The organism is Fructilactobacillus hinvesii (assembly GCF_024029435.1).
GTDB lineage: Bacteria > Bacillota > Bacilli > Lactobacillales > Lactobacillaceae > Fructilactobacillus > Fructilactobacillus hinvesii.
The window spans coordinates 458,560-482,284 of record NZ_CP097118.1; the positions used below are offsets into that span (position 1 = coordinate 458,560).

At 44.1% G+C, this 23,725-nt stretch carries 24 protein-coding genes and 1 tRNA gene; 17 read left to right on the top strand and 8 right to left on the bottom strand.

What is annotated here, in order from left to right; all coding sequences use genetic code 11:
* Positions 1–97 precede the first annotated feature (97 nt).
* From spx to M3M39_RS02170, 3 genes are all read left to right on the top strand, one after another.
* Complete coding sequence (gene spx / locus M3M39_RS02160; protein ID WP_252797591.1) at positions 98–493, top strand: transcriptional regulator Spx; 396 nt, start codon at positions 98–100, stop codon at positions 491–493.
* 50 nt (positions 494–543) lie between these two features.
* Positions 544–1,347, top strand: coding sequence for a Cof-type HAD-IIB family hydrolase (locus M3M39_RS02165; RefSeq protein WP_252797592.1), 804 nt, complete (start codon positions 544–546; stop codon positions 1,345–1,347).
* A 347-nt stretch (positions 1,348–1,694) separates the two neighbouring features.
* Positions 1,695–2,789 carry a PTS sugar transporter subunit IIC gene (locus M3M39_RS02170; protein WP_252797593.1) on the top strand — a complete coding sequence of 365 codons (1,095 nt, stop codon included), beginning with the start codon at positions 1,695–1,697 and terminating at the stop codon, positions 2,787–2,789.
* Between the two features lie 56 nt (positions 2,790–2,845).
* On the opposite strand, the gene M3M39_RS02175 is transcribed toward M3M39_RS02170, so the two are convergent.
* Together M3M39_RS02175 and M3M39_RS02180 are read right to left on the bottom strand one after the other, a co-directional pair.
* Positions 2,846–3,793, bottom strand: a complete 948-nt coding sequence (locus tag M3M39_RS02175) for a nucleoside hydrolase (RefSeq protein WP_252797594.1) — start codon at positions 3,791–3,793, stop codon at positions 2,846–2,848.
* Between the two features lie 129 nt (positions 3,794–3,922).
* Positions 3,923–4,684 (bottom strand): alpha/beta hydrolase, encoded by a 762-nt coding sequence (locus M3M39_RS02180; protein WP_252797595.1) that lies wholly within the window; start codon positions 4,682–4,684, stop codon positions 3,923–3,925.
* 45 nt (positions 4,685–4,729) lie between these two features.
* Between M3M39_RS02180 and M3M39_RS02185 the strand changes: the two genes are divergently transcribed.
* Together M3M39_RS02185 and M3M39_RS02190 are read left to right on the top strand one after the other, a co-directional pair.
* Positions 4,730–5,731: an NAD(P)/FAD-dependent oxidoreductase gene (locus tag M3M39_RS02185; RefSeq protein ID WP_252797596.1), complete on the top strand. Its 1,002-nt coding sequence runs from the start codon at positions 4,730–4,732 to the stop codon at positions 5,729–5,731.
* Between the two features lie 8 nt (positions 5,732–5,739).
* Positions 5,740–6,333 carry a DUF1054 family protein gene (locus M3M39_RS02190; RefSeq protein ID WP_252797597.1) on the top strand — a complete coding sequence of 198 codons (594 nt, stop codon included), beginning with the start codon at positions 5,740–5,742 and terminating at the stop codon, positions 6,331–6,333.
* A 99-nt stretch (positions 6,334–6,432) separates the two neighbouring features.
* Here M3M39_RS02190 and M3M39_RS02195 read toward each other — a convergent pair whose 3' ends face one another.
* The gene (locus M3M39_RS02195; protein WP_252797941.1) at positions 6,433–8,565 is read right to left on the bottom strand and encodes an LTA synthase family protein; all 2,133 of its coding nucleotides are present in this window, start codon (positions 8,563–8,565) and stop codon (positions 6,433–6,435) included.
* 161 nt (positions 8,566–8,726) lie between these two features.
* Here M3M39_RS02195 and M3M39_RS02200 point away from each other — a divergent pair, with 161 nt between their 5' ends.
* Positions 8,727–9,386 carry a histidine phosphatase family protein gene (locus M3M39_RS02200; protein ID WP_252797598.1) on the top strand — a complete coding sequence of 220 codons (660 nt, stop codon included), beginning with the start codon at positions 8,727–8,729 and terminating at the stop codon, positions 9,384–9,386.
* 12 nt (positions 9,387–9,398) lie between these two features.
* Positions 9,399–9,866, top strand: a complete 468-nt coding sequence (locus tag M3M39_RS02205) for a MerR family transcriptional regulator (protein ID WP_252797599.1) — start codon at positions 9,399–9,401, stop codon at positions 9,864–9,866.
* A gap of 94 nt (positions 9,867–9,960) precedes the next feature.
* Here M3M39_RS02205 and M3M39_RS02210 read toward each other — a convergent pair.
* Positions 9,961–10,033: transfer RNA gene (locus tag M3M39_RS02210), tRNA-Lys, on the bottom strand.
* 390 nt (positions 10,034–10,423) lie between these two features.
* On the opposite strand from M3M39_RS02210, the gene M3M39_RS02215 reads away from it, so the two are divergent.
* A complete protein-coding gene (locus M3M39_RS02215) occupies positions 10,424–11,755 on the top strand; it encodes an APC family permease (RefSeq protein WP_252797600.1) in 1,332 nt (443 codons plus the stop codon).
* 76 nt (positions 11,756–11,831) lie between these two features.
* Here M3M39_RS02215 and M3M39_RS02220 read toward each other — a convergent pair whose 3' ends face one another.
* Positions 11,832–12,755 (bottom strand): magnesium transporter CorA family protein, encoded by a 924-nt coding sequence (locus M3M39_RS02220; protein ID WP_252797601.1) that lies wholly within the window; start codon positions 12,753–12,755, stop codon positions 11,832–11,834.
* A 157-nt stretch (positions 12,756–12,912) separates the two neighbouring features.
* Here M3M39_RS02220 and M3M39_RS02225 point away from each other — a divergent pair, with 157 nt between their 5' ends.
* The 6 genes from M3M39_RS02225 (at position 12,913) to M3M39_RS02250 (ending at position 18,873) form a co-directional block, all read left to right on the top strand.
* Entirely contained in the window at positions 12,913–13,554 is a 642-nt protein-coding gene (locus tag M3M39_RS02225; protein ID WP_252797602.1) for a glycoside hydrolase family 73 protein, read from the top strand.
* Between the two features lie 37 nt (positions 13,555–13,591).
* Positions 13,592–14,359: a TerC family protein gene (locus M3M39_RS02230; RefSeq protein WP_252797942.1), complete on the top strand. Its 768-nt coding sequence runs from the start codon at positions 13,592–13,594 to the stop codon at positions 14,357–14,359.
* Positions 14,334–14,654 (top strand): thioredoxin, encoded by a 321-nt coding sequence (gene trxA, locus M3M39_RS02235; protein WP_252797603.1) that lies wholly within the window; start codon positions 14,334–14,336, stop codon positions 14,652–14,654. Before M3M39_RS02230 ends, trxA begins: the two co-directional genes overlap by 26 nt.
* 14 nt (positions 14,655–14,668) lie before the next feature.
* Positions 14,669–16,054 (top strand): Na+/H+ antiporter NhaC, encoded by a 1,386-nt coding sequence (nhaC, locus tag M3M39_RS02240; RefSeq protein ID WP_252797604.1) that lies wholly within the window; start codon positions 14,669–14,671, stop codon positions 16,052–16,054.
* Between the two features lie 429 nt (positions 16,055–16,483).
* Complete coding sequence (locus M3M39_RS02245) at positions 16,484–17,233, top strand: LysM peptidoglycan-binding domain-containing protein (protein WP_252797605.1); 750 nt, start codon at positions 16,484–16,486, stop codon at positions 17,231–17,233.
* A 194-nt stretch (positions 17,234–17,427) separates the two neighbouring features.
* Positions 17,428–18,873, top strand: coding sequence for an FGGY-family carbohydrate kinase (locus M3M39_RS02250; RefSeq protein WP_252797606.1), 1,446 nt, complete (start codon positions 17,428–17,430; stop codon positions 18,871–18,873).
* A 119-nt stretch (positions 18,874–18,992) separates the two neighbouring features.
* Here the strand turns inward: M3M39_RS02250 and tyrS are convergent, their stop codons facing one another.
* Together tyrS and M3M39_RS02260 are read right to left on the bottom strand one after the other, a co-directional pair.
* Entirely contained in the window at positions 18,993–20,246 is a 1,254-nt protein-coding gene (gene tyrS / locus M3M39_RS02255; RefSeq protein ID WP_252797607.1) for a tyrosine--tRNA ligase, read from the bottom strand.
* 13 nt (positions 20,247–20,259) lie between these two features.
* A complete protein-coding gene (locus tag M3M39_RS02260; protein ID WP_252797608.1) occupies positions 20,260–21,066 on the bottom strand; it encodes a tyrosine-protein phosphatase in 807 nt (268 codons plus the stop codon).
* Between the two features lie 140 nt (positions 21,067–21,206).
* On the opposite strand from M3M39_RS02260, the gene M3M39_RS02265 reads away from it, so the two are divergent.
* From M3M39_RS02265 to M3M39_RS02275, 3 genes are all read left to right on the top strand, one after another.
* Entirely contained in the window at positions 21,207–21,458 is a 252-nt protein-coding gene (locus M3M39_RS02265) for a hypothetical protein (RefSeq protein ID WP_252797609.1), read from the top strand.
* 282 nt (positions 21,459–21,740) lie between these two features.
* Entirely contained in the window at positions 21,741–22,670 is a 930-nt protein-coding gene (gene rbsU / locus M3M39_RS02270) for a ribose/proton symporter RbsU (RefSeq protein WP_252797610.1), read from the top strand.
* 126 nt (positions 22,671–22,796) lie between these two features.
* Entirely contained in the window at positions 22,797–23,264 is a 468-nt protein-coding gene (locus M3M39_RS02275; protein WP_252797611.1) for a DUF2798 domain-containing protein, read from the top strand.
* 49 nt (positions 23,265–23,313) lie between these two features.
* Here the strand turns inward: M3M39_RS02275 and M3M39_RS02280 are convergent, their stop codons facing one another.
* Entirely contained in the window at positions 23,314–23,721 is a 408-nt protein-coding gene (locus M3M39_RS02280; RefSeq protein WP_252797612.1) for a hypothetical protein, read from the bottom strand.
* Between the last annotated feature and the right edge of the window lie 4 nt (positions 23,722–23,725).

Here is a 23,725-nt window from a genome sequence, read left to right on the forward strand (position 1 = left end):
TGGGTTTTATATGATAAGATAGAGTTGTCTAATAAATAGTCAATATTTGTCAGACGTACTTTAGGTCACATGCTTTGCATGAGGAGGTAGGCTGATAATGTTAAACTTATATGTTGCACCAAGCAGCGCATCTAGTCGGAAAGCTCGGGCTTGGTTAAAAGATCACGATATTCCCTTTAAAGAAAGAAACATTAACTCGAAACCATTAAATGCTGCCGAAGTAAAACACATTTTACGGTTAACTGAAAATGGGAGTGAAGACATCATCTCCACTCGTTCTAACATTTTCAAGAAGCTGCACTTAAACTTAGATGACTTATCATTAACTGAATTAGTGGACTTACTGGTTAAGTACCCTGATTTAATTAAACGTCCCATTATCTTCGATGACAAGCGGTTGGAAGTGGGTTATAACGAAGAAGAAATTCGGCGCTTCTTACCACGCAGCATTCGGAAGGCAGAACTTAAAGAATTAGAAGCAAAATTAAGTTAAATTACGAAGGGCGCCTGATTTAGGGCGTCTTTTTTGATTGGAGTAAAAGCATGATTAAAATGATCGCACTGGATTTAGACAATACCCTGCTAAATTCGCAAAAACAAATCAGTCCTGCTAACGAACAGGCTTTGTGCCAATTACACGCCGCAGGGACTAAGATTGTACTGTGTACAGGGCGACCTATCAACGCCATCCGGAATTACATTGAACAACTAGGTTTGACGGAGTCAGGTGATGCTACGATTACCTTTAATGGTGGTCTCGTGATTGAAAATTCGACTCGTAAGGTCCTATTTCAACAGGGAATGAGCCGCGCTGATTTACAACCTTTATACCAGTTTGCTCAAGCTCAGGAAGTTCCTTTGGACGTTTTAGATTTTACCCAGGTTTATCCGGTAACTGATCTGGGCCGTTCAATCTATCAAAAAAAGCTCAACGGGAAGATCCAGTTTCAACCCCGCACATTTGCGTACCTTCCGGACGAAGAATATGCGAAGGGAATCATTGCTAATCAAGCTGCTAAATTAGATCGGCTGCAACGGGTGGTTCCAGAGACAGTCAATCAGTGTTACCACATCGTTCGGTCCCAACCAGAAATCTGGGAGTTTCTCCCCCCACAGGTTGATAAATCCGTCGGGTTAAACGCATTATTAGCGCACTTTGGCTGGGATTTTTCGAATCTAATGGCCTTTGGGGACGCAGAGAATGACGCCGGGATGTTAGCAAAAGCTAGTGTCGGAGTGGCGATGGCTAATGCCACTCCAGCGATTAAACGGATTGCTAATCAAGCAACGACTAGCAACGATCAGGATGGGGTGGCGACGTTTGTCCAACGCTATTTCCAACCATAATAAGTAAACTTTAACTATTTATTTAGCTCATTTTCACTTGAAAAACGAAGATTATTCAAAAAAGTTGTTGACTTCCTGCTTTTTTCCTGTATATTAATAAAAAACGTAAAGGAGTCCGATCATGAAAAAAATGATGAATTTTACTGATAACGTCTTAGTCTTGAGCTTAATTAACGAAATTATTATTCGTTAATGAGGTCAAGCACTTTGGGTTGACCTCATTCGCTTGAGGCCAGTTCATTGTTCTTAGTAAGAATCATCACCTAGAACAGCGCTGGTTATTATCTAACCAACGCTGTTTTTGTTTTAGGATTAGATTTCAACCACCATTAAGGGAGGAAACAGCAATGAAGGCACAACGAAAGACGACCGAACCAGTCCCCACTAATTGGAAAGGGTGGGTTTATCAAGTTTCACAGGGAGTTTCTAATACGATTTTAGCCATTCTTGGAATGGGACTCCTATTGAGTACCATTGGGACCATGATCCATTGGCAACCCCTTAATGAAGCTGGCTTAATTGGTCAACGCTTGCTGGCTCCTGCTCTTGGGATGTCCGTGGCGGTGATGTTAAGGACCACAACGTTGGTAACCGGGGCCACCATGATTGCTTCAACTGTGGGAGCCAATGCCGTGTACTTCACGACCGCTCCGGTTGCTAAGACAATGACGGCCACGAGTTGGGTAGCTCCGCAAGCGACGGGGTCTGCGATCATGACGATTGGTCAACCAGTTTCTGCCGTTCTAGCTGCTGTGGTGGCTGCCTTGGTGGGAAAATGGCTGACGGGGAGAACTCCATTGGATTTGGTATTGGTTCCGTTTGCCACTGCGTTAACTGGTTGTATTGCTGGACTAGGATTTGCTGCTGTCACCACTCCGGCTTTGAATTGGGTTAGTGAACGGCTGGCAGACACGATGCAAATCAGTCCGGTCTTGGGATCCGTGGTCGTAGCGGCCGCTTGGTTCCTCTTCTTGATGACTCCAGCTTCATCTGCGGCGCTGGCGATTGCCGTTCAGTTGGATCCTAAGTCTGGAGGAGCAGCATTGATTGGAACCACGATCGGATTCGTGGTGTTTACGGCCATGTCCTTTCACGAAAATGACTGGGGCGGAAACATTGCCCAAACCCTGGTAACTCCCAAAGTGCAATTTCCTAATCTGTTGAAACGACCAATCTATGCAGTGGGACCGTTGCTAATCGTAATGATCATGGCTCCGATTGCAGTGGTAGGCTTTCACTTCCAAGCACCGTACACTATCGCGGGACTAGGATTGAATTCTTTCATTGCCCCGCTGTGGTACTGGGCTAACGATAAGGCAGGCCTGCTGACTCTGGTGGCTTGTGGCGTGGTCATTCCGGCTTGCCTAGGATTTGCTTACTATCAATTACTACGTTTGCTTGGCAAAACTGCACCAGCCGATCTCCACTTGGAAGAAGTTTAAATGGTAAATTAAAAGGACTTGGATTACTCCAAGTCCTTTTGGGTTGCTTTGAGTGATTAGTGAAAGAGGTTTTTAAAGTGATCCATAAAGACCTGCAGATAACGGTCTTTATCAACGGCCACAGCCACTTTAACGTTCGGGTTCGGATCGTTCAACCGGGCTTTATCACCAATTGTGCGGGCGTAGTAGGCGTCGTGTTCTGTAGTTACCATCATGTTCATCGCAATGATTGTCACGAAACTTGGGTCAATGGCCACTCCGACGGCCAGTGGATCGTGGAGGGAACAACCCCCCAGTTCGGGATAGAGGTCAGCGTACACGTCGATGTAAAAGTCGACGATGTCAGCCATGTTGCTCCCGGCAGTTGATTCGCGCCACTGGCTCGTTTCTTGCTTGGTGAGTAGCGTGCGGAGGGTCACGTCAAGGCCGACCATGGTAACGTTTAAATCACTAGTGAATAGTTGGTTAGCAGCCACGGGATCTTGTTCGACGTTGGCTTCGGCCACGGGAGTCACGTTTCCCGGAACCGTCAAAGCTCCTCCCATGATGGTAATATTACCAATCTTTTGCATGGTGGCGTGGTCCTGTTCTAAAGCGGCGGCGAGATTAGTCATCGGACCGGTAGCAACCACGGTGAGTTGGTCTCCATATTGACGGGCAGCTGCTAGTAAGAAATCGACCCCTGGTTTTGTTGAGACGGAGTGAGCCGGTTCTGGGAGATCTACTTCTCCAATTCCGTTTTCTCCGTGAATTTGGGAGTTAACGTCAATTCGTTGGTAATCATGATCCAATGGGTTGTGATGACCAACGAAAACAGGTACTTCTGGGGCACCCACGAGTTCTAAAATTTTGAGCGCATTTTGGGCCGCCCGGTCGGATTCGATGTTACCAAAGGATGACAAGATCCCAATTAATTCGACGTTGGGGTCAGCAACCGCGTAGGCAATGGCCATTGCATCATCAATCCCGGTATCAAGGTCTAAAATCATTTTCTGAACACTCATACGTTAACCTCCGCTAAACATTAGTTATTTACTCCTATAATACTGTAATAAGGTCAGAAAAACAATCAATATTTGGTTAAATGCGAACAAAAAAGCGATTCCCAAATGAAAATCGCTTTTTTAATTGATTTAGTTAAACATGTATTCCCCGATGATTTTGTTAACTTCCGGGTTTTCGTGGAGCATCGAGTGTTGCGCTTGTTGTGGATCCCCGTTATATACGTAGAGCTTATAGCTTTTAACGTGACCCCGAACCAGTTCTTTCATCTTAACCACGTCTCGAACCGGAATCAAACCATCACTCCCCGTGTTGCTGACGTTTCCACAAAAGTTTAAGATCTGCAGGTTTTTGGGTAAGTTTGTGATGTTTGAATCCTTCAGGGGATAAGTGTTGGCCATGGATACAAATTTGACGACTTCAGGTTGATTTGCCGTTTTGCGGTATTTAGTTAGGTAGTCGTAAATAATTTCTCCACCTGACGAGTGACCAATTAAGTTTACCTTTTGAATGCCGTAATTTTTCTTGAGGTAGGCGAGTAGTTGCGGCATGTGGGTTGCTTCAAACCCTGGCTTATTGTTAGTTTGGAAGTTGGCCTGAATGACCGGATTATTCTTGCCGATTTTATTGAATTGTTTAATGGTACTAACTTTTCCGTTGTCTTTGACGTATACTTGGAGTGCTTTAGTAGCAGCCCCGTTGTCGTCCCAAGAAGAGACCATGTAATCAGAGGTAATGTAATTCCCTCCTAACCCAGGAATAAAGACCGTGGCCGTCCGAGATTGCTTTACATGGTAATTCGATGCTTTTTGGGTATTGTACCACCAACCACCGAATCCGGTTGCGACGACTAATAAAAAGATGAAAAAGATAAATGTCTTCTTATATTTCATGTTAAAATTCCTTTGTAAATAAAATTAAGTTAGGACTGATGAGAAATGGCTCACGATCTCTATGATATCACAATTATCGGTGGGGGACCCGTTGGAATGTTTACGGGTTTTTACGCTGGATTGCGGGAAGCCAAGGTACAAATTATTGAAAGTTTAGAGCAACTAGGCGGGCAAGTAACCGCCCAGTATCCGGAAAAGAAAATTCTGGATGTCGCTGGGTTCGCCGGAATTTCGGGGCGCAATTTAATTCATAATTTGGCAGAACAATTAGCGACCCTCCCAGAGGTGGAACAGCGCCTAAACACCAAGGTTACGAACGTCATTCGACATGACGATTACTTTGAAATTGAAACCAACCATGGTACCAGTCGGAGTCGGGCTGTGATTTTAGCAGCCGGAAATGGTTCCTTTAAACCACGTGAACTCCGGGCAGAAAATGCGGAAGCAGAAACCGGAAAGCACCTTTTTTACGGGATTTCTGATTTAAGCCGTTTTGCGGGCAAGGATGTTTTAGTTGCTGGGGGCGGAAACTCCGCCGTTGACATGGCTTTAATGTTAGAACCAGTTGCCCACCAGGTGACCCTGATTCACCGGCGCAACGAGTTTCGGGGATTAGAAAAGATGGTTCACCAGCTGGAAGATTCATCTGTAAAGATTGTGACCCCTTATTTAATTCAAAAGCTAACCGAAACGGGTGACCAGTTGCAGGTCGAAGCCAAACGGATGAAAACCGACGATGATTTCATCACGTTGACTGTGGACGACGTCGTGGTTAACTACGGTTTCATCGCTAACAATAAAGATTTGCAGTCCTGGACCGTTCAACCCGAACTGGAGCACTCGTTGGTTAAGGTCAACAGTGAACTCGAAAGTAGTGTTCCCTTGTTGTTCTGTGTCGGCGATCAAGCCACTTACCTAGGGAAAGACACCTTAATTGCGACTGGCTTTGGGGAAGCTCCGCTCGCTGTCAATACAATTATGAAGCGCTTGTACCCTGACCGGCGGCTACCAATTCACAGTACGTCGTTGAAGCGACCAGAAAAGTGAGGAATCAGATGTTTACCGATAATGACTTTACGGTGTTTGCTACGCCGACGTTAAACGAACGAATGGAACAGATTCGGTCGGTCTTGGATCCCAAGTTTGAAACTGCCGCCCAGGCCTTTTTGCCGATTTTAGCTGAGACGGGGGAAACGTGGTACGGCCACGTGGCCAAACACCGGATGCGGAAAACTAATCCACCCGACAATACCTGGGTGGCCTTTTCGACCAACCAACGCGGGTACAAAATGTTGCCGCACTTTGAACTTGGTTGTTGGGCCGATCAACTCTACCTCTACTTGGCAGTAGAAAGCAACATGAAGCCTCGTCAGACGGCTACGATTGGTCCCAAATTACAGGCCTTGGTTCCACTCGTACAACAGTTACCCACGGATTTCGTGCTCAGTGGCAACCACATGGAAGAACAGACCAAACAGTTAGCTGATTATGATCAGTTAGTGGATCGGTTTCAAGCGATAAAAGCGGCTGAAGTGCTGATTGGAGTTCAGATTCAGCGGGGTGATCCACGGCTGGGGACGCCGGAGTTATTGCCGGATTTAGAACAGGTTCTACGCCAATTATTACCGTTGTACGAACAACTGCGCTAGCGTGTAGTTGGGAATGAGCCGGCATGGCACCATTTAAAGCTAAATGAACAGAAAAATCCTGCTCCCAATTTACTGGGGAGCAGGATTTTTTGATTGGAACTATTTTTCTTGGTTTGAATCTGGGTTTTGAATCTGAATTCGACTGGTGTCACTGCGTGGTTCGTTAACTTCAGGAGCATCGGTCTTGTACAGCTTGGTAGTGTCTTGGTGCCCGTTGGTATCAAAGAGACTCTTCGATTTATCTCCAAGCTCCTTTTCGGTCTTCTTTTCGTGACTGAGACCGTTGGAATAGTTAAATTTCGCAGGATCAACTCTTTTAAATCCTTCTGGATGGTAGAACTGGAGCAGGTTCTGCTGGTTCAGCGTGTCCGAAAGGGAGAGTTCTGTATTGACCTTTTCTTGAATGGCCTGCAGGGTCTTTTTCAGCTTCTTGTCGGGATGAATGACCTTTCCGGTCTTGGTATCGTAAATGGTTCCATCCACAGAAGTGTACTCCGGTGAGACCCAATCCCGATTACGAAAGGCCACAACTTGATCGTGCTTACTCGAGAAGAGGTCCGTTCCAAACTGAATGTACTTCTGGGAGTTAATGCCCAGTAAGTGCATCAGGGTCGGGAGAACGTCAATTTCTCCTCCGTACGTGTGGTTGATGTGCCCGTTGTTAATCGACGGGGAATTAATCATAAATGGGACTCGTTGCAATTGGGCATTATCAAAATTGTTCCACTTCGCTTCACTCTTACCGGTGAGTGGCGCCAGAGTTGGATTTTCGGAGTTTGACAATCCGTAGTGGTCTCCATAAAGAACCACTACCGTATTCTTCGCTAAGCCACTTTTATCGAGGTAGTCGTAGAATTCCTTAACGGACTGATCGAGGTAGTGGGCGGTGACGAAGTAGTTATTAACGGCACTATCATCCGTGTCTGGTGCCTTAATCTTATTATCCTTGGTGTCTTGTTCATCAAGGTCATACGGGAAGTGGTTCGTGACCGTGATGTACTTGGCATAAAACGGTTGTTGGAGGTGTTGCAAGTACTTTACGGAGTCTTTAAACAGGAGCTTATCCTTTAAACCATAACCAGTGGCCTTATCCCCAGTGGTATCGTAATAACTAGCATCAAAGAAGTACTGATAACCCAGGTTTTTGTAGGTATTGTTGCGGTTCCAGAAGCTCGCCACGTTTCCGTGGAAAACGGCAGAACTGTAACCGTCTTGCCCCAGAATGGCAGGGGCACCCTGGAAGGTATTGTCACTACCTAGTTGGGCAAAGAGGGATCCCTGTGGCAAGCCGTAGGTACTGGTTTCTAGCATGTTTTCGGCATCGGATGTCTTACCTTGGCCTACCTGGTGGAAGAAGTTATCAAAGGCGTAAGTATGGTTGCTATTGTAGATTTGATTTAAGAACGGGGTGACTTCTTTCCCGTTGATTTTTTTGTTAATCAAAAATTGTTGGAAACTTTCAAGGTGGATAATGACCACGTTTTTCCCTTTAAGGGTGCCAAACATGTTGGGATTGGGTTCCGCGTAGTGGGCGTCTGTAAAGGCCTTCACGTTGTAAATCTCAGACTTGTTGGCTTGCGACCGCATTTCGTTAGATTGATGGGTTTGAAAGGCATCATAGGCAGTGAAAACATCTAAACCAAGGTATTTAACGAGGTAGTTGCGATCAAAGGACCGCGTCAATAATTGGGGCCGATCCATGTCTGCCAGGGTGATGTTAAAAGTTAAAAAGAGCGCCCCAATGGAAAAGACCGCAAAAGCAAACCGATTGGAGAGGCTGTGCTTGTCGATTTTAATAACGCGGAACAAGAGTAACGTGATGACAATGATGATGTCTAACCAATAAAACACGTCGTGGGGCATTGTCAGGGCTAAGGATGCGCCGCTTAGTCCTTGATCGACCTTGGAATACCCGGTCATAGTAGAAACGGTCATAAAATCGGTGAATTCACGAAAGTAAATGACGTTTAAATACAGGAGGACGGTGTCAATAACGTCCAGGAGTAAAATGGCTGGATAAAAAAGTTTGGCCGGTTTGAAATAAAAGGCTAAACCAAAAATGAGAATGGTAGTGGCAATGGGGTTAATAAACAGCAGCAAAAATTGCAGCGTGCCTTCGGTTCCCAGGGAAAAGTCGGCAAAGTAGGCGTAAATGGTTTTTAGCCAGAATAAACCGAGCAGTAACCCAAAAAAGCCAATTCTTGTATTAACTTTGGCCCAAATCTGTTTAATGATTTTCAAAGGTAAGGTTCCCTTCATCGTAGTTCGTTCGTTGTTAACATGCCTTTAATGATAGCAGACTTTGAAATTAAAAAACACTAAGGAAAGGATAAGAATACCGAAGCATTACGGAGCGTGGTATACTAATTAAATAAGAAAGAGGATGACTAAGAATGGCCAAATTTACATTATACCTGGTACGCCACGGACAAACGTACTACAACGTCTTTAACAAGCTGCAGGGGTGGAGTAACTCTCCGTTGACCCAAAAAGGCATCGATGGCGCCGTGCAAACCGGCAAACGCCTAAAAGACATTAAGTTTAAGGCTGCTTACTGTAGTGATTTAACGCGCGCGCAAAAAACGATGTCGTTAATTTTTGACCAGAACCAAACTTTTAATTCCATTACACCGATCGTTTCACCGTTCTTTCGGGAAGAATTTTACGGCTACTTTGAAGGATTAAATATGGATGAAACTTGGTATCAAGCAGGGGCTCCCCACGGAACGCCAACCTTTGCTGATATCATTGACCAGTATGACATGAATACTGCTAAGGATTTCTTAAAGGAAGCCGATCCGTTTCACATGGCAGAAAATGCAGAGGAATACTGGCACCGGCTCCAACAGGGATTGGATTTAATTACCACTAATCCTAACATTGAGGATGGAGATAGCGTCTTGCTCGTTAGTCATGGCAACACCTTATTAAGTTTGGTTGACCGGTTCTCAACTCCAGGTCAATTTGATTTACGGACGAGACCTGCTAACGGGAGCATTACAAAAATGGCCGTGGATGGCCAACAACTGACTGTAACTGACTATAACAAGTAGGGAGGACTGAGGTTGGTAGCTAAGATAGATCATGCCGCTTTTTATAAATCATGTAATGAAGATAACTACATTTTTCGAATTGGTGAAGTTAGTAAGATGACAAATGTTTCCCCCCGTCAATTACGGTATTGGGAACAAAAGGGTTACATTCATAGTGAACGAAACGAAAAGATGGCATCTCGAGTTTTTAACCATGAAAACTTCATGATGGTGAAACTAATTAAGTTTTATCTCGACCAGGAACATTCGCTGAGTACGGCGTTTGAACAGGCGCAGCATCACATGCAAATTGTGCGTTCGACCTATGCCTTCATTTTAAAGATGCACCATGGTTTGGTCCAAAAAGATGGGCACCAGATGATTGACATGGGGTACTTCAATCAAGAACACACCAAACGGCTCTATGGCTATTTGGATGAAAACCAAGAAATCGTCTACCAGGTTGATGACGTTTCCACAGAGCAAAAACCAGTTGAATAAGGGTTAAAGGATGACTAGCTAGTCATCTTTTTTTTAAAAGTGAAATTTGGCAAACAAAAAAAGGAACAGTCATTTGGACTGTTCCTTTTAATTATGAGCGGTCAAGGACTTGAACCCCAATCTCACGGACAAAGAGCCCGTTGCTCTAACAGTTGAGCTAACCGCTCGTTTCATTACTTGTTAAGTATAGCATAGGAATGATAATTTTGCCAACCAATTTTTCTTTTTTCCTTTGGCAGTCGCTGGGCTCTTTAAAAAATGATTGACAGGGGGTGCAAATGGTGGTTTAATCAAGGATATCAAAACGGAAAGGAAATAGGATAATGAACAAGATGATGCAAAAATTGATGTCCTCCTCTAACTCTACTTGGATTGCGTGACTCTAAGTAAGGTTAGTTTGCGATGCCTAGTTAGATGTTCACGAAACTACTAACTAGGCCATCAGTTGTTCGATTCCTTCCGACGACTTGTAAAAGAAAGGTCCTGGTTAGTAACTTACTGACTAGGACCTTTTTATTATTGATTTGTAATTTAAAACGACAAAGGAGAGCGTAACGATGGCAGAACAAAAATTAAAGCGCAGCATCGGACCCTTTACCGCATTAGCAATGGTAATGGGAACCGTAATTGGGGGCGGGGTCTTCTTCAAGATTGCAAGTGTCACGGCCGCTACTCATTCAGTTAGTCTGACTCTGTTAGCCTGGGTCGGGGCCGGGGTTCTAACCATTTGTGGAGGACTAACGGTGGCCGAGCTGGGAGCAGCAATCCCAGAAACCGGTGGAAGCGTGCAGTACATGCGGCATACCTATGGTCCCTTGAGTGGATTCTTACTGGGTTGGTCAGAAATGTTGATTTATGTACCAGCCAACATGGCTGCCTTAGCGATTATTTTTGCCACCCAGGTGGTCATTCTCTTGCACTTGGCGACCTCGTTAGTTGTTCCCATTGCAATTGCCGTGGTCATTATTATCACGGGGTTAAACTTGTTGGGATCGAAGGTCGGGGGAACGGTGCAATCGTTAACCTTGATTTTTAAGCTAATTCCGGTGTTTTTAATCGTAATCGTGGGTTTATTCCTACCAGGACACGTAGATGTGACGTTCTTCCCGATGACACCAACTGATCATTCCAATGTAATTACGGCCTTCTCGGGTGGTTTGTTAGCTACCATGTTTGCTTACGAAGGCTGGATTAACGTAGGTGACATTGCCGGTGAGATGAAGAATCCAAAACGAGATATCCCTAAGGCCGTGGTGTTAGGCTTAACCTTTATCATGATTATTTACGTTTTGGTTAACTGGGTCTTCTTGAAAAACATGCCAGTCAGCCAAATTGCCGGAAATCCAAATACGGCCGCTGAAGTAGCGGGGAAACTGTTTGGCAACCTTGGGGGTAAACTAGTAACAATTGGAATTTTGGTTTCGGTGTTTGGAACCATTAACGGGTACACAATGACCGGATCGCGGATTCCATACGCATTGGCAAAACAGGATTTATTGCCATTTAGTGATCTTTTTCAACGCTTAAACCGGGCAGCCGCACCATTTGTGGCCAGTCTATTTATCTTGGTGATTGCTATCATTATGATTTGTCTGGGAAGTTTTGACCTGTTGACGGACATGCTGGTGTTTGTAATGTGGTTATTTAACTGCTTATTGTTCTTAGCGGTTTTCATCTTGAGAAAAAAGGAACCCCACTTGGAACGACCATACCAAGTACTGTGGTATCCGGTGGTTCCCACAGTTGCCATCTTGGGGGGACTTTTCATCATTGTGACGACCTTAATCAATCAAACTGGACTGGCCATGGCAGGACTGGGAATTACCCTGGTGGGAGTTCCAGTTTACTACCTGCACAAACGTACACGTAACCACCAACCAACTAATTAGAAAAATAAAAAATCCCCCGTTTCTAAAAAATCCCCCGTTTCAATGAAGAAACGGGAGATTTTTTAGTTGGTTGGGATTAACGGTTAAAGAAGTCACTAAACCGCATGATTAGTAAGACGATGACCACCAAAATTGCTGTGATGAGAATCGTAATTTGCCAGGCAAACGGATGATCCATAAACGGCAGCTTCACGTTTTCACCATAAAAACCGAACACAATGTTTGGTACGGTCAGGACAATTGAAAAGACCGTTAAAAATTTCATGGTCGAGTTTAGGTTACTATCTAATAAGTTAGAATAAGCCCCTGCTACCTGCTGAGCAGCTTGGTTAGCCATCTGAGCCATGGAAAGTCCTTGTTGAATTTCGACGATGACATCGTCCAGGGCATCATTATCATTGTCAGAAAGGGTTTTTCCCAGTTTCCGTTTAAACATGGTTAACATATCGTTGTTAGCCGATAGGGAAGTTAGGAAGTACACCAAATCCGTCTGGAGATTCAACAGTTGGTTGATGGCAGCTTTATTAGTTCGACCCCGTAAATTTCGCTGAATGCTGGTACGAATACTGTTAATGTGATTAATGTAATCGAAGTATTGGATGGCGAGTTGATACATCGTCTTTAAAACAATGTCTAAGGGAGTGGCATTGTCCCGTTGTAATTGAGGTAATTTATCGACGATGGAGCGAATTAGCGGATTCACGAAATTAGTTTGATTAGCTGTAAACGTAAACAGGGTGTTTCCGTGGATAATTAAGCCAATTGGTTCGGCGGCAATATCCCCGTTAAATCGAGTCGGTTCAGCCACGTCAAAGATAATTAATAGGATTTGTTCATCGTCATAGTATTCCAACCGAGGACGTTCGTGGTGGTCAAGTGCGTAGTAGAGCATCTCAGTCGTGAGATGGTACTCTTGCTTGAGGGTCTTTTTTTCGACGGGGAGACAATCAGTGACTTGTACCCATTCAATGTTTTGATTAATTTTGTCAGTTTTAATCATGTGATTGCCTCCTTTTTATGCATTAGTTTCCATTATAAGCGATTTTTAAGCAAAAGTTTACCATCTAGCCCGATTTTCTTCGGTTTCTGAAGTTAACTAGCATTAAAAATTAAATTCAATAGGGTATAATGAATGTTACAAAGGAGTGCAAAAGAAAATGAAACAAAAACCAGAAAAATCAGAACGAAGCAGTTTGTGGTATCCGCTGATTGCTTTTTTAATTGTCGCGGGAGCGTGCTTGGCACTCTATGGAACCTATAAGGTGCGCCAACACATTAATTATCAACGAATGATTGCTGCGCAAAAGAAGTATGACGAGGAGAACAATCCGGTTCTAAAGCACGAACGAAAGTTCATCAAACAGGTTGCAAACCCATCCGTGAAACTTTACCGGCAGGATCACAAAGTGCTACCAAGTATCGTCATTGCCCAGGCCATTTTGGAATCGAACTGGGGGAAATCGAAACTGTATACGGAAGCGAATAATCCGTTTGGAATTAAGGGTACTTATAACGGAGACTACATTATGTACGAAACGGGTGAATACATTAATCACAAACACATTACCGAAAAGGCCCAGTTCCGTAAGTATCCAGATTTGCAGTCAGCAATTGAAGACCACAACGAAGCATTATACGAGAAGTTTTTAAAGCGTGATGACAAAATTACGGATTATCGTGAAGAAGCGAAGTTACTACAGAAAAACACCTATGCGACCGATCCAGATTATGCTAATAAGTTAATTCGGGTAATCAAAGCGCATAACTTGCAAAAGTATGATCAAGAAGCAATGAAATAATTATCACTAAATTTAATTACAAAGGAGATTTTAAGTGCTGGCACTACTAGAAAAGCTGTATGGTCCGTTTTTTGATTTACATAATTGGGAGACGGTCTTAACGTCTGGAAATGATTGGTTAATTATCTTTTCCCTCGTGGTTTTGGAATGTGTGATGTCGGTTGATAATGCAATTGTGTTGGCCACCCAAACTCAGGTGTTGCCAACGAAGAAATTGCAGGAAGAATCCCTGTTTTACGGTCTATGGGGTGCCTATATTTTCCGGTTCCTCGTCATTGGAGCTGGGGTATACCTGATTCACTTTTGGGAAATTAAAGTGGTCGGAGCCATTTATTTAATTTATTTGGCGGTTAAGTATTTCTTTCCGCGCCAATCTAAGCCAAACACCCCCCGTAAAATTAAGGCGTTTGGGGATCCGCACAGTCGTAAGTTTTTTTGGTGGGTTGTTATCCAAATCGAGTTCATGGACATTCTCTTCTCCATCGATTCAGTGCTAGCCTCGCTAGCGGTTTCTAGCAATCCGGTGGTGGTTTTAATCGGAGGAATGGTCGGAATTTTAGCGATGCGTGGGATTGCCGAAGTAATTATGAAGATTATGAAACGGATTCCAGAGCTAAAAACAATGGCGTACGTGCTGGTCTTTGTGATTGGAGTGAAATTGTTACTTTCAATTCCGGCAATTGACATCGAGATTCCAGCAACCTGGTTTGGTCTCTTTGTAATTGCCGCCATTGCGGTTACTTTTGTGATTCATTTTATTCGACAAAGGAGAAATTCAGATGGCAGTGGAACTCAATCAAGCTAATTTTAAGGCTGAAGTTCAGGGCCCAATGACGTTGGTTGATTTTTGGGCACCTTGGTGTGGTCCATGTAAAACGATGGAACCCATCTTGAACCAATTAGAACAAGACTTTTCCGGGCAAGTTAAGTTTGCCAAGTTAAACGTAGATCATAACCAGGACCTTGCCGAACGATATCATGTCCTTGGTTTACCCAGTTACGTTCTTTTTGTGAACGGAACCGGGATTGAAAAGGTTACGGGAATCTATTCGAAAGAGAAATTAGCCCACTATTTGAAACGAAAGTTGGCTGAACAGTAAAGTAGGAGATGACAATGCAAACAAATCAGCAACCACGGCCGCGTCTCTTGGAGGCCGTTTTTATTTTAATCGGAATGCTCATCGTTATGGGAGTGGGAATCATTGGGTTTCATTTAACTCCAGTTGTACCGATTCTGACCGTTATTTTTGGATTGATGCTGTGGGGGAAAACGCGCGGTTGGTCTTGGGACGAGATCCAGGATGGAATCGTCGTTGGGGTTCGCAATGGAATCATTCCTCTGTTTATCTTCCTTTTAATTGGAAGTTTAATCGGAGTATGGATCATGGCGGGCGTGATTCCTACCCTCATGGTTTATGGCTTTCACATTCTCAGCGTGCGCTGGTTCTTACCATCAGTATTTTTGATGTGTGCCTTTGTGGGGTGCTTCATCGGGAGTGCATTTACCATTATTTCTACGGTGGGGATTGCTTCGATGGGAATTGGCGTGACGATGGGCTTAGATCCAGCCATGATTGCGGGAGCAGTTGTTTCAGGAGCGGTTTTTAGTGATAAAATGTCACCTTTATCTGCGACCACTAACTTAGCTTCAGCAATTGCTGGCGATGACCTGTACAATCACATTAAAAACATGTTGTGGTCGACCATTCCCGCCTTTGTTTTATCGCTTTTGTTATTTACCGTTTTTGGAAATCATCATCAGGCGGCTAGTTTGACAAAAATTACGCAAACGACTCACATTTTGACGAGTAATTTTCCGGTATCTGCATGGATGTTGCTACCAGTGGGACTGTTACTAGTGTGTGCCTGGACTAAGATTCCGACCATTCCGACGTTGTTCATTAACATTACTGTAACCATTCTGATGACGCTCTTAAATCCGCACCAACACTACTCGTTGGCTAAAATTGCGAACGTGATGGAAAACGGATTTACAATTAAAACTTCTAGTGCAGAAGTTAATCAGATTTTAAACCGGGGTGGGATCAGTTCCATGACCGGAACAATGACGTTGATTATCCTCGCGTTAGCCCTGGGCGGACTGTTAATCAAACTTGGAATTATCGATGTGGTGATGACACGCTTCTCTGCCCACATTCGATCAAATGGAATGCTGGTATTAAGTACGGTTTTAGCTGCGATTGGGGTCAATCTCTTTATCGGGGAGCAATACCTATCGGTGGTTTTACCTGGGACGGCCTTTAAAGCAGACTTTCAAAAGGCTCACCTAGCTCCTGAAGCCCTTGGTCGGGCCTTAGAGGATGGGGGAGCAGTAATTAACTACTTAGTTCCGTGGGGTGTAGCTGGCGTTTTTGTGGCCAACACGTTAAACGTTCCGACTTTAAGTTACCTCCCGTTTGTCTTCTTCAGTTTACTGTGCCCGGTTTTTTCAATTCTCAGTGGCTTTACTGGCATCGGGCTCAAACGTGCAACTGCTTAGATCTTGTTAATAATATAGTAGAAACACCTCTGTTTAAGGGGTGTTTTTTCTTTAATTAAGCAGGAGTGAAATGGTTTAAATGGGCAAAAATAGCGAGAAAAAACAGGAAAAACCCACGCTTTTTCAAATTAATTAAAAAAATTTTGAGTTTTTGTAAAGTAAGTTGACACTATTTTTGTAAAGATTGACATATTTATATCCCGGTCTAAAGGCTTTGACTAGGAAATTGAGAAAGTTAAGTAACAAAATATGTCTGAAATGTTGCAATGTTACGAAACGGTCGTTTTAAGTAATGCTTCTGTAATCTCTACGTAACATTTCCCCTATAGTATAGCTATTGTTGATTGAGGCGAGCGAGTCATCAATCAGAAATTCTAGTTACATTACATCTAATTGCATTTTCTATTTATTAAGGAGAGGTTTTATTTTATGAAGTTAAAAGGTCTTAAGTCCATCGCCGCAGTTGCAGCCGTATCAGCCGGAGTTTTATTAGCTGGTGCTGCACAAGCTGACGCTTCCACTAAGATCACTGTTCAATCTGGTGATACGCTTTCAGAATTAGCTCAAACTTACGGAGTTTCAGTTGACAGCTTACAAAAAGCTAACAACATTAAAGATATTAACAAGATCTACGTTGGTGAAGTTTTCGTAGTTGGTGATAACGGAAACGTTAAGGTTACTAGCGCAACGAGTCAAGCTGCTAAGGAAGCTGCTCCAGCTCAACCAGTTGCTGCTCAAGCTAACGATAACGAACAATCTGCTGCTAAGCCTGCTGCCCAAGCTAGCCAACCAGCCGCTCAACCGCAAGCTGCTACTCAAACTCAAGCACCAGCTGCTCAAGCAACTCCAGCAGCAACTCAAACGCAACAAACGAGCCAAGCCGCTGCACAACCAGCTGCTCAAACTACCCAAGCTCAAGCACCTGCTGCTAGCCAAGCAACTAGTTCTGCCGCAACTGAAAACGATGGTTCTTTAGACTCAATCGCTGCAGTTGAATCAGGTGGTTCATACTCAGCTCGTAATGGTCAATACATTGGTAAGTACCAATTATCATCTTCATACTTGAACGGTGATTACTCTCCAGCTAACCAAGAACGGGTTGCTCGTCAATACGCTGTTAGCCGTTACGGTTCAGTTGCCAATGCCGTTGCATTCCGGAACGCTCACAACTACTGGTAAAAAGTAGTTTCAAAGCAAACTTCATTTTAAAGTGAATTTAATCCCCATCGTCTAGGGTTTTATCCCTAGGCGGTGGGGTTTTTTGTTGTTATTAATTAGAGACGTTTACATTCATTTGTGAAAGACTTATCATAAAAGCAGATTATTGACGATTTGATTAGGAGTAATTCCCCGCTAAAGTGAGGTAAATCACAATGAAAAAATACATTATGGGAATCGATATTGGGACCTCAAGCACCAAGGGGCTTTTGATTAGCACCACTGGTGAGATTGTCCGGCAAGCTAAAAGTTCGTATGAGATTGCTACTCCTCATGCCGGATGGGCCGAGGCTTCTGCCACTGACTGGTTAGCGGCCGTGACCTCTGTAATTAAGGAATTGAGTCAGTCACTACTCCCTGAGCAACTAGTTGCGATTGGATTAGACGGTTTATATGGAGGCTCGGGAGTTCCAGTTGATCAAGAAAATCATGTTTTAGGGCCAGCGTTAATTTGGATGGATCGGCGGGCAACTGCTCAGGTAAAAGAGGTCCAGTCCAAGGTGAGCGCTGCGGAATTAATGCAGGTTACGGGGAACCTTGCTGATCCATACTATGGCTACTTGAAACTGATGTGGTTGAAGGAAAATGAGCCGGATTTGTACGCGCAAACAGCACGATTTTTACCCCCGGAATCATACGTGATTAAAGAATTAACGGGCTCAGAAAGCATTAATTACTCTGCAGCTGGTAATTTAGCTGGGGTTTTTGACATTCGAACTAAGCGTTGGGCACCAGAATTAGCGGCTAAGTTTGGCATTGATCTTACCAAACTACCACAACGTTTCGTTGACAGTACCACGGTGGCTGGGCTGGTTACTTCAGATTGGGCTCAGCGACTAGGAATTCCTGCTAATTTACCCATCTTTAATACCGGAGTTGATGTCGGTCCGGCCACGGTTGGAACTGGGGTGTTTGAAACTGGAAATGTAACGGCTGCAATTGGGACCTCGATGAACGCAGCCTTAGTGACGCAGCAGCCCTTGTTAGACCGGAATTTAATTATCTGGCCATATGCTTATCAGCCCCACCGATATTATTACAACTTTGCGGGCGCTAACACGGCCGGAGCTATCGTGGCCTGGTTCACGCAGGAATTTGCTCAGAATGATGCGCAGCAGTTAGATCAACTTAGTCAAGCTGTTCCAGCGGGTAGCAATGGAATTACGGTTTTACCGTTCTTCATGGGAGAAAGAAGTCCGCTATGGGATTCAAACGTCCGGGGAACCATTCTGGGACTGTCTTTAAACACCTCAAAGCGAGACTTATATAATGCGTTTCAAGAAGCAATTGCTTTTTCGGTTCGCCAAAGTATTGAGCAGTTTGGTGACCAGGTTGGAACTGAAATTACCGTGGTTGGGGGAGTCAGTAACTCAGCTAAGATGCTCCATTTAATTGCTGATGTGACCGGTAAGGTGGTTAAAAGCACCCATTCAGGCGGAGAAGCGGATTTAGGGAGTGCGATTTTAGCGGGAATTGGTGCTGGAGTCTTAGATCCCCAAACTGCCAAAACGTGGATTAAAATCGATGAAACGGTGCTGCCTAATGCGGAGCGTCACCAGCAGTATCATTATTATTACAAAAAATATCGGGATGCCTATTGATTTGTAAAACCGTACTACGAGCGGTTTGGTCAGCAAGATTAATTATTTTTTGTAATCAAAAAGCAGCTTTTACTTACCAATCTAGCTAAGTAAAAGCTGCTTTTAATTTTTTGTAGTTGTTATTTAACTCGGGCTAAGAAGTGCTTTTTCTTTCCCCGTCTGACAATCACGTATTGTCCGTCAAAATGAGCAACGGGATCAATCGTAGCGTCCACATCCGTAACCTTAGTACCGTTGATGGTAATGGCTCCGTTTTGGACGTCTTCTCGCGCCTGACGCTTAGAACTATCCACGTTCATTTCAATTAAGAGGTCAACGACGTTCACCGGTGTAGCATTAATTTCCGTGGTCGGCACGTTGTTAAAGGCTTGACTAACTTCTTCAGTGCTTAATTCTTGCACGTTCCCCGTGAAGAGCAGCTTGGCAATTCGTTCTGCATTTTCGACGGCTGCTGGTCCGTGGACAAACTTCGTGACTTCTTCGGCTAACCGACGTTGAGCGGCCCGTTTCCATGGTTCTTTTTCAACCGCTGCAGCCAGTTTTTCAATTTCTTCCTGATCGAGGAATGTGAAGTACTTCAAGTATTTAATCACATCGCGGTCATCTTGATTGAACCAGAATTGGTAGAATTCGTAGGGAGAAGTTTTCTTTGGATCGAGCCAGACAGCCCCACCAGCGGTCTTACCAAACTTAGTTCCGTCTGATTTGAGCATTAATGGAATCGTGAGCCCGTAAACTTTGGTATCTAAACCACGGAGTTTATGAATCAGGTCAATCCCGGCAGTGATGTTTCCCCACTGGTCTGCACCACCGATTTCTAGTTGGACGTCGTATTGATCATGCAAGTGGAGGAAATCGTAAGCCTGGAGGATTTGGTACGTAAATTCGGTAAAGGAAATTCCTTGGGATAAGCGACTAGCGACAACTTCCTTGTTTAACATGGTGTTAACGTTAAACAACTTTCCGTAGTCCCGCAAAAAGTCGAGCAGGGTCATGTCCTTCGTCCAGTCGTAGTTGTTCACAATGTGGGTGTTGGAGTTATCACCAAACAGTTTTTTCATCTGGGCGGTTAATGCTTCGACGTTTTTTTGGACCTGTTGTTTGGTTTGTAATTGGCGTTCCGTTTTACGACCACTGGGGTCTCCAATTGAACCAGTCGCCCCTCCAATTACGATGTAAGGGTGATGGCCCGCCCGCGCAAATCGTTCCATGATCATAAAGGGAATTAAGTGACCAATGTGCATACTATCTCCTGTGGGATCAACTCCACAGTAGAGGGCAATCGGATGTTCGTTAATTGTTTCGGCTAAGCCTTCGACATCGGTTTGTTGATTAATGGCACCACGCCATTGTAAATCTTCAAGAATATTCATAAAGACCTCCTGGTTAATTGGGTTGTGGTTCTAGGTAAAGGGCGCGTAACTGTTCTCGTTTGGCGGAATCCATTCCGATTTCGTCGGTGAGAAAGTGGTCTAAGTTTCCGTATTGGTCGTTAATGGTGGTTAACGCGGCATCTAAAAAGTCCATGTTAACCGTATAAAGGGCGCGCAGACTGTTGATGGCGGTTTCAGAAAAGTCCCGGTTGCGGGCTTCGTCCATTTTTTGGTCGACGAGTGGTTTTACCACCTGATTGGTGAGGATGTAATCCTGTTTAATCGTGTCTAAGTCAACCCCTAATGCGTAAAGAAGAAAGACGGCTGCCATGCCAGTGCGATCCTTTCCGGCGGTACAGTGAAATAGAATCGCACCGTCCTCTTGACCGTTATTCAGTAAAGTTTGAAAGAAACGATGATAGGCTTGGTGGCATCCATCGTTTTGGACCATTCGTTTGTAGACCGCCACCATGTGGTCGTGACCATAGGTGGGATTTTCTTCTAACATTTGTCGAAATTCTTCTGGATCCTGAGAGTTATCGGTGCGGTCTTCGTCAAATACCGGATTAAACACATATTCAATGTGGTCATCGGCAAGGGCATCGGGGACGTCAGTTCGTTCTTGACCAGAACGAAGGTCAATGTCATAGCGGACGCCATAGGATTTTAAAAAGGCTAAGTCGGTGGCATTCAGCATGCCTAAGCTACCAGACCGAAGGAGTTTGTGCCATTTAATGGTGCGTCCATCGGTGGTTTGATATCCGCCTAACTCGCGCAGATTTTCTGTCGAATTAAGGTTAATGATGCGTTCGTTTTTCATCTGGTTCACGTCCTTTGCTCGATTGTCATAGCTTCATTATAGCACTGCTCGATTCTGGAATTGAAGCATAATAATAGTTTACAAACGTCTCTAATTGCACTACGCTTAAGGTAATGAACTAACGAAGGGGTATGACACTAATGGAAATGACAGAACGCCAATTAATCCAAGAAATTTTAAATACGGTTGATGTAATCTATGACTTTGAAAATGTGGACGAAGACACCAAGGAATACACGTTATTAATTAAACGGCAAACGGGAGACGTGCGGGACTTGAACGTCATTAATGATGAGATGAAGCGCTATTTTAATGAAGCAAACTTCGACTACCAAGAAGAAGTGGAACCAGCTGAAGTTGATTGTGACATTCGGGTGCAAATTAAACGGTAAAGCCCAAGAGAGTGGGAGGGATTCCAGTCTCTTTTTTTACGCCCTTTATGGCGATGGAGATTAGCTGATTCAAACTAATCGCCTAAAAAGAATGGTTCGGATGACCATGACTGGGAGCGGATTCAGTAGCAGGACTTATTTTAACCTTGGGCGAACGATGTGATTGTTAAACTTAAAATTTTCCCGAAAAAACTTTGTGAAATCGTTTTCATTTCTCGCTAATTGCGTTATACTTAAGAATGTTAAAGGGAATCGAAAAATGATTCATTGGAGGATATTAATATGAGTGCATTAGCTTTATTAATCGGGATCATTCCCGTGATTGGGTGGGGATTCTTCCCCACGGTTTCTTCTAAAATTGGTGGTAAACCAGCCAACCAAATTTTAGGGGCAACCATTGGAGCCTTAATCGTGGCCTTTGTAGTTTTCTTGGTTACTGGTTGTGGCTTCCCAATGGGTTGGAACTTAGTCTTTGGAATCCTATCTGGTTGTGGATGGGGCTTTGGTCAAATCATGGCCTTCAAGGGGTATACGTTGATTGGATCTTCCCGGGTAATGCCAATTACCACGGCCTTTCAGTTGATTGTAACGGCTCTCTGGGGTGCCTTTGCTTTGAGTAGTTGGCCAGGTGCAATGAACAAGGTCATCGGAATGATCGCATTGGTTGTAATCATTATCGGGGCTACGTTAACCACTTGGAACGAAAACAAGGAAAACACAAATGTTGCTGCGTTACGAAAAGCGGTAATTTACCAATTAATCGGGGTTATTGGTTACTGGCTGTACTCAGCTGCCCCACAATTAGAAAACTTGAAGTGGGCCGAAGGATTCATTCCACGGACTGCTCCAATGAGTGGATTACAAGCTTTCTTGCCCCAAACGATTGGGATGGTTTTAGTGGCTGTAATTTACTGCTTGACCCAAGTTAACAAAGAAAACGTCTTCAAAGAAGCAACTTCCTACAAACAAATTATTGCCGGATTCTTCTTTGGTGTCGCTGCCTTAGCTTACCTGGTTGCTGCTCAGCCAGTTGAAAAGGGCGGCTTAGGTTTATCAACGGCCTTCGTTGTTTCCCAAGTTAGTGTAGTAATTGCAACGTTAACGGGAATCTACATGTTAGGTCAAAAGAAGACCCACAAAGAAATGGTTGCTACTTTAATCGGATTAGCTCTGATTATTGTTGCCGCAGCTGTAACGGCCTTCTTAAACTAATTACGTTAAATAAAAATCCTTGCACCAGCAGTGTGCAAGGATTTTTTTGTTGGGATAAAAAAGTGCTTACGAAGCAGGTCCGCTTTGTGCTAAAGTAACCAACAGTGATTAAAAAGGAGGAGCAACATGCCTAAAAATTGGAAAGAAGAATTGTTTTTTACCGGAATGATGGCCGGGTTAATGGTCCTTGGAATGACCACGTATAACATTGTGAAGACGGATGGTTGGTCTGTACACGTCTTTAGGGAGGTAATTGCCGGTTATCCGTTGGGATTACTGGTAGCAGTGTTGTTAGACCTTTTATTAGTGGGTCCGCTCGTGAAAACGGTGGTTTTTAAGTTTATCATTACTGACCCAGCTCATACTAATCCTGCTCGGATTGGAGTCACCATTTCCGTCCTAATGGTGCTGGGAATGGTGACTTGCATGTCCCTGTTTGGTTTAATTATGAGCGCGGGAACGCCTACAAACTGGGGGATTGCTTACCTTTCGACCTGGATTTTAAACTTAATTGTAGCGTTACCGTTGCAATTATTGGTGGTCGGACCGGTATCCCGGATGGGATTACGCAAGTTACAGCAACAAACAGCTTAATTAAAAAAGCACCCTCAATTTGTATGGAGCAAACTGAGGGTGCTTTTGGTTAGCGATAATAACGATGCTGCTTCAACAACTGGGCGGAGCGTTCATCATACGGCTCGTAACCGATGCTTTGGGAGTGGCGGAAGTACATCAAATTATAAATGCCACACCACAAGAAGTTAAACAAGATTCCAAGCTGGTAAGAAGCAGTTGCTAAATCACTGCCAGTCAAAAAACTGTACAGCATCGTTAACCCAGCTTCAATCCCTAACATACAGAAGATGTTGTACCAGTCGCCCCGGAACCAAGCGGGCAGGATGCCAAAGAAAAGGGCTGTAAACGAAAGTCCAACTTTGTTAATCCTCACCCGCCCGTCCTTGCGATAGACGACGGCATAGTTATCGGGGAGCATGGTAATCAGTTGTTTTAATTGGGCATCATCATCGTCATTAAAGTTGAACTGGTTCATAAAC

Excerpts from the sequence above, each read along its gene's own strand:
- spx (WP_252797591.1), top strand. The coding sequence starts at position 98 with ATGTTAAACTTATATGTTGCACCAAGCAGCGCATCTAGTCGGAAAGCT.
- M3M39_RS02165 (WP_252797592.1), top strand. The coding sequence starts at position 544 with ATGATTAAAATGATCGCACTGGATTTAGACAATACCCTGCTAAATTCG.
- M3M39_RS02170 (WP_252797593.1), top strand. The coding sequence starts at position 1,695 with ATGAAGGCACAACGAAAGACGACCGAACCAGTCCCCACTAATTGGAAA.
- M3M39_RS02175 (WP_252797594.1), bottom strand. The coding sequence starts at position 3,793 with ATGAGTGTTCAGAAAATGATTTTAGACCTTGATACCGGGATTGATGAT.
- M3M39_RS02180 (WP_252797595.1), bottom strand. The coding sequence starts at position 4,684 with ATGAAATATAAGAAGACATTTATCTTTTTCATCTTTTTATTAGTCGTC.
- M3M39_RS02185 (WP_252797596.1), top strand. The coding sequence starts at position 4,730 with ATGGCTCACGATCTCTATGATATCACAATTATCGGTGGGGGACCCGTT.
- M3M39_RS02190 (WP_252797597.1), top strand. The coding sequence starts at position 5,740 with ATGTTTACCGATAATGACTTTACGGTGTTTGCTACGCCGACGTTAAAC.
- M3M39_RS02200 (WP_252797598.1), top strand. The coding sequence starts at position 8,727 with ATGGCCAAATTTACATTATACCTGGTACGCCACGGACAAACGTACTAC.
- M3M39_RS02215 (WP_252797600.1), top strand. The coding sequence starts at position 10,424 with ATGGCAGAACAAAAATTAAAGCGCAGCATCGGACCCTTTACCGCATTA.
- M3M39_RS02220 (WP_252797601.1), bottom strand. The coding sequence starts at position 12,755 with ATGATTAAAACTGACAAAATTAATCAAAACATTGAATGGGTACAAGTC.
- M3M39_RS02225 (WP_252797602.1), top strand. The coding sequence starts at position 12,913 with ATGAAACAAAAACCAGAAAAATCAGAACGAAGCAGTTTGTGGTATCCG.
- trxA (WP_252797603.1), top strand. The coding sequence starts at position 14,334 with ATGGCAGTGGAACTCAATCAAGCTAATTTTAAGGCTGAAGTTCAGGGC.
- nhaC (WP_252797604.1), top strand. The coding sequence starts at position 14,669 with ATGCAAACAAATCAGCAACCACGGCCGCGTCTCTTGGAGGCCGTTTTT.
- M3M39_RS02245 (WP_252797605.1), top strand. The coding sequence starts at position 16,484 with ATGAAGTTAAAAGGTCTTAAGTCCATCGCCGCAGTTGCAGCCGTATCA.
- M3M39_RS02250 (WP_252797606.1), top strand. The coding sequence starts at position 17,428 with ATGAAAAAATACATTATGGGAATCGATATTGGGACCTCAAGCACCAAG.
- tyrS (WP_252797607.1), bottom strand. The coding sequence starts at position 20,246 with ATGAATATTCTTGAAGATTTACAATGGCGTGGTGCCATTAATCAACAA.
- M3M39_RS02260 (WP_252797608.1), bottom strand. The coding sequence starts at position 21,066 with ATGAAAAACGAACGCATCATTAACCTTAATTCGACAGAAAATCTGCGC.
- M3M39_RS02265 (WP_252797609.1), top strand. The coding sequence starts at position 21,207 with ATGGAAATGACAGAACGCCAATTAATCCAAGAAATTTTAAATACGGTT.
- rbsU (WP_252797610.1), top strand. The coding sequence starts at position 21,741 with ATGAGTGCATTAGCTTTATTAATCGGGATCATTCCCGTGATTGGGTGG.
- M3M39_RS02275 (WP_252797611.1), top strand. The coding sequence starts at position 22,797 with ATGCCTAAAAATTGGAAAGAAGAATTGTTTTTTACCGGAATGATGGCC.
- M3M39_RS02280 (WP_252797612.1), bottom strand. The coding sequence starts at position 23,721 with ATGAACCAGTTCAACTTTAATGACGATGATGATGCCCAATTAAAACAA.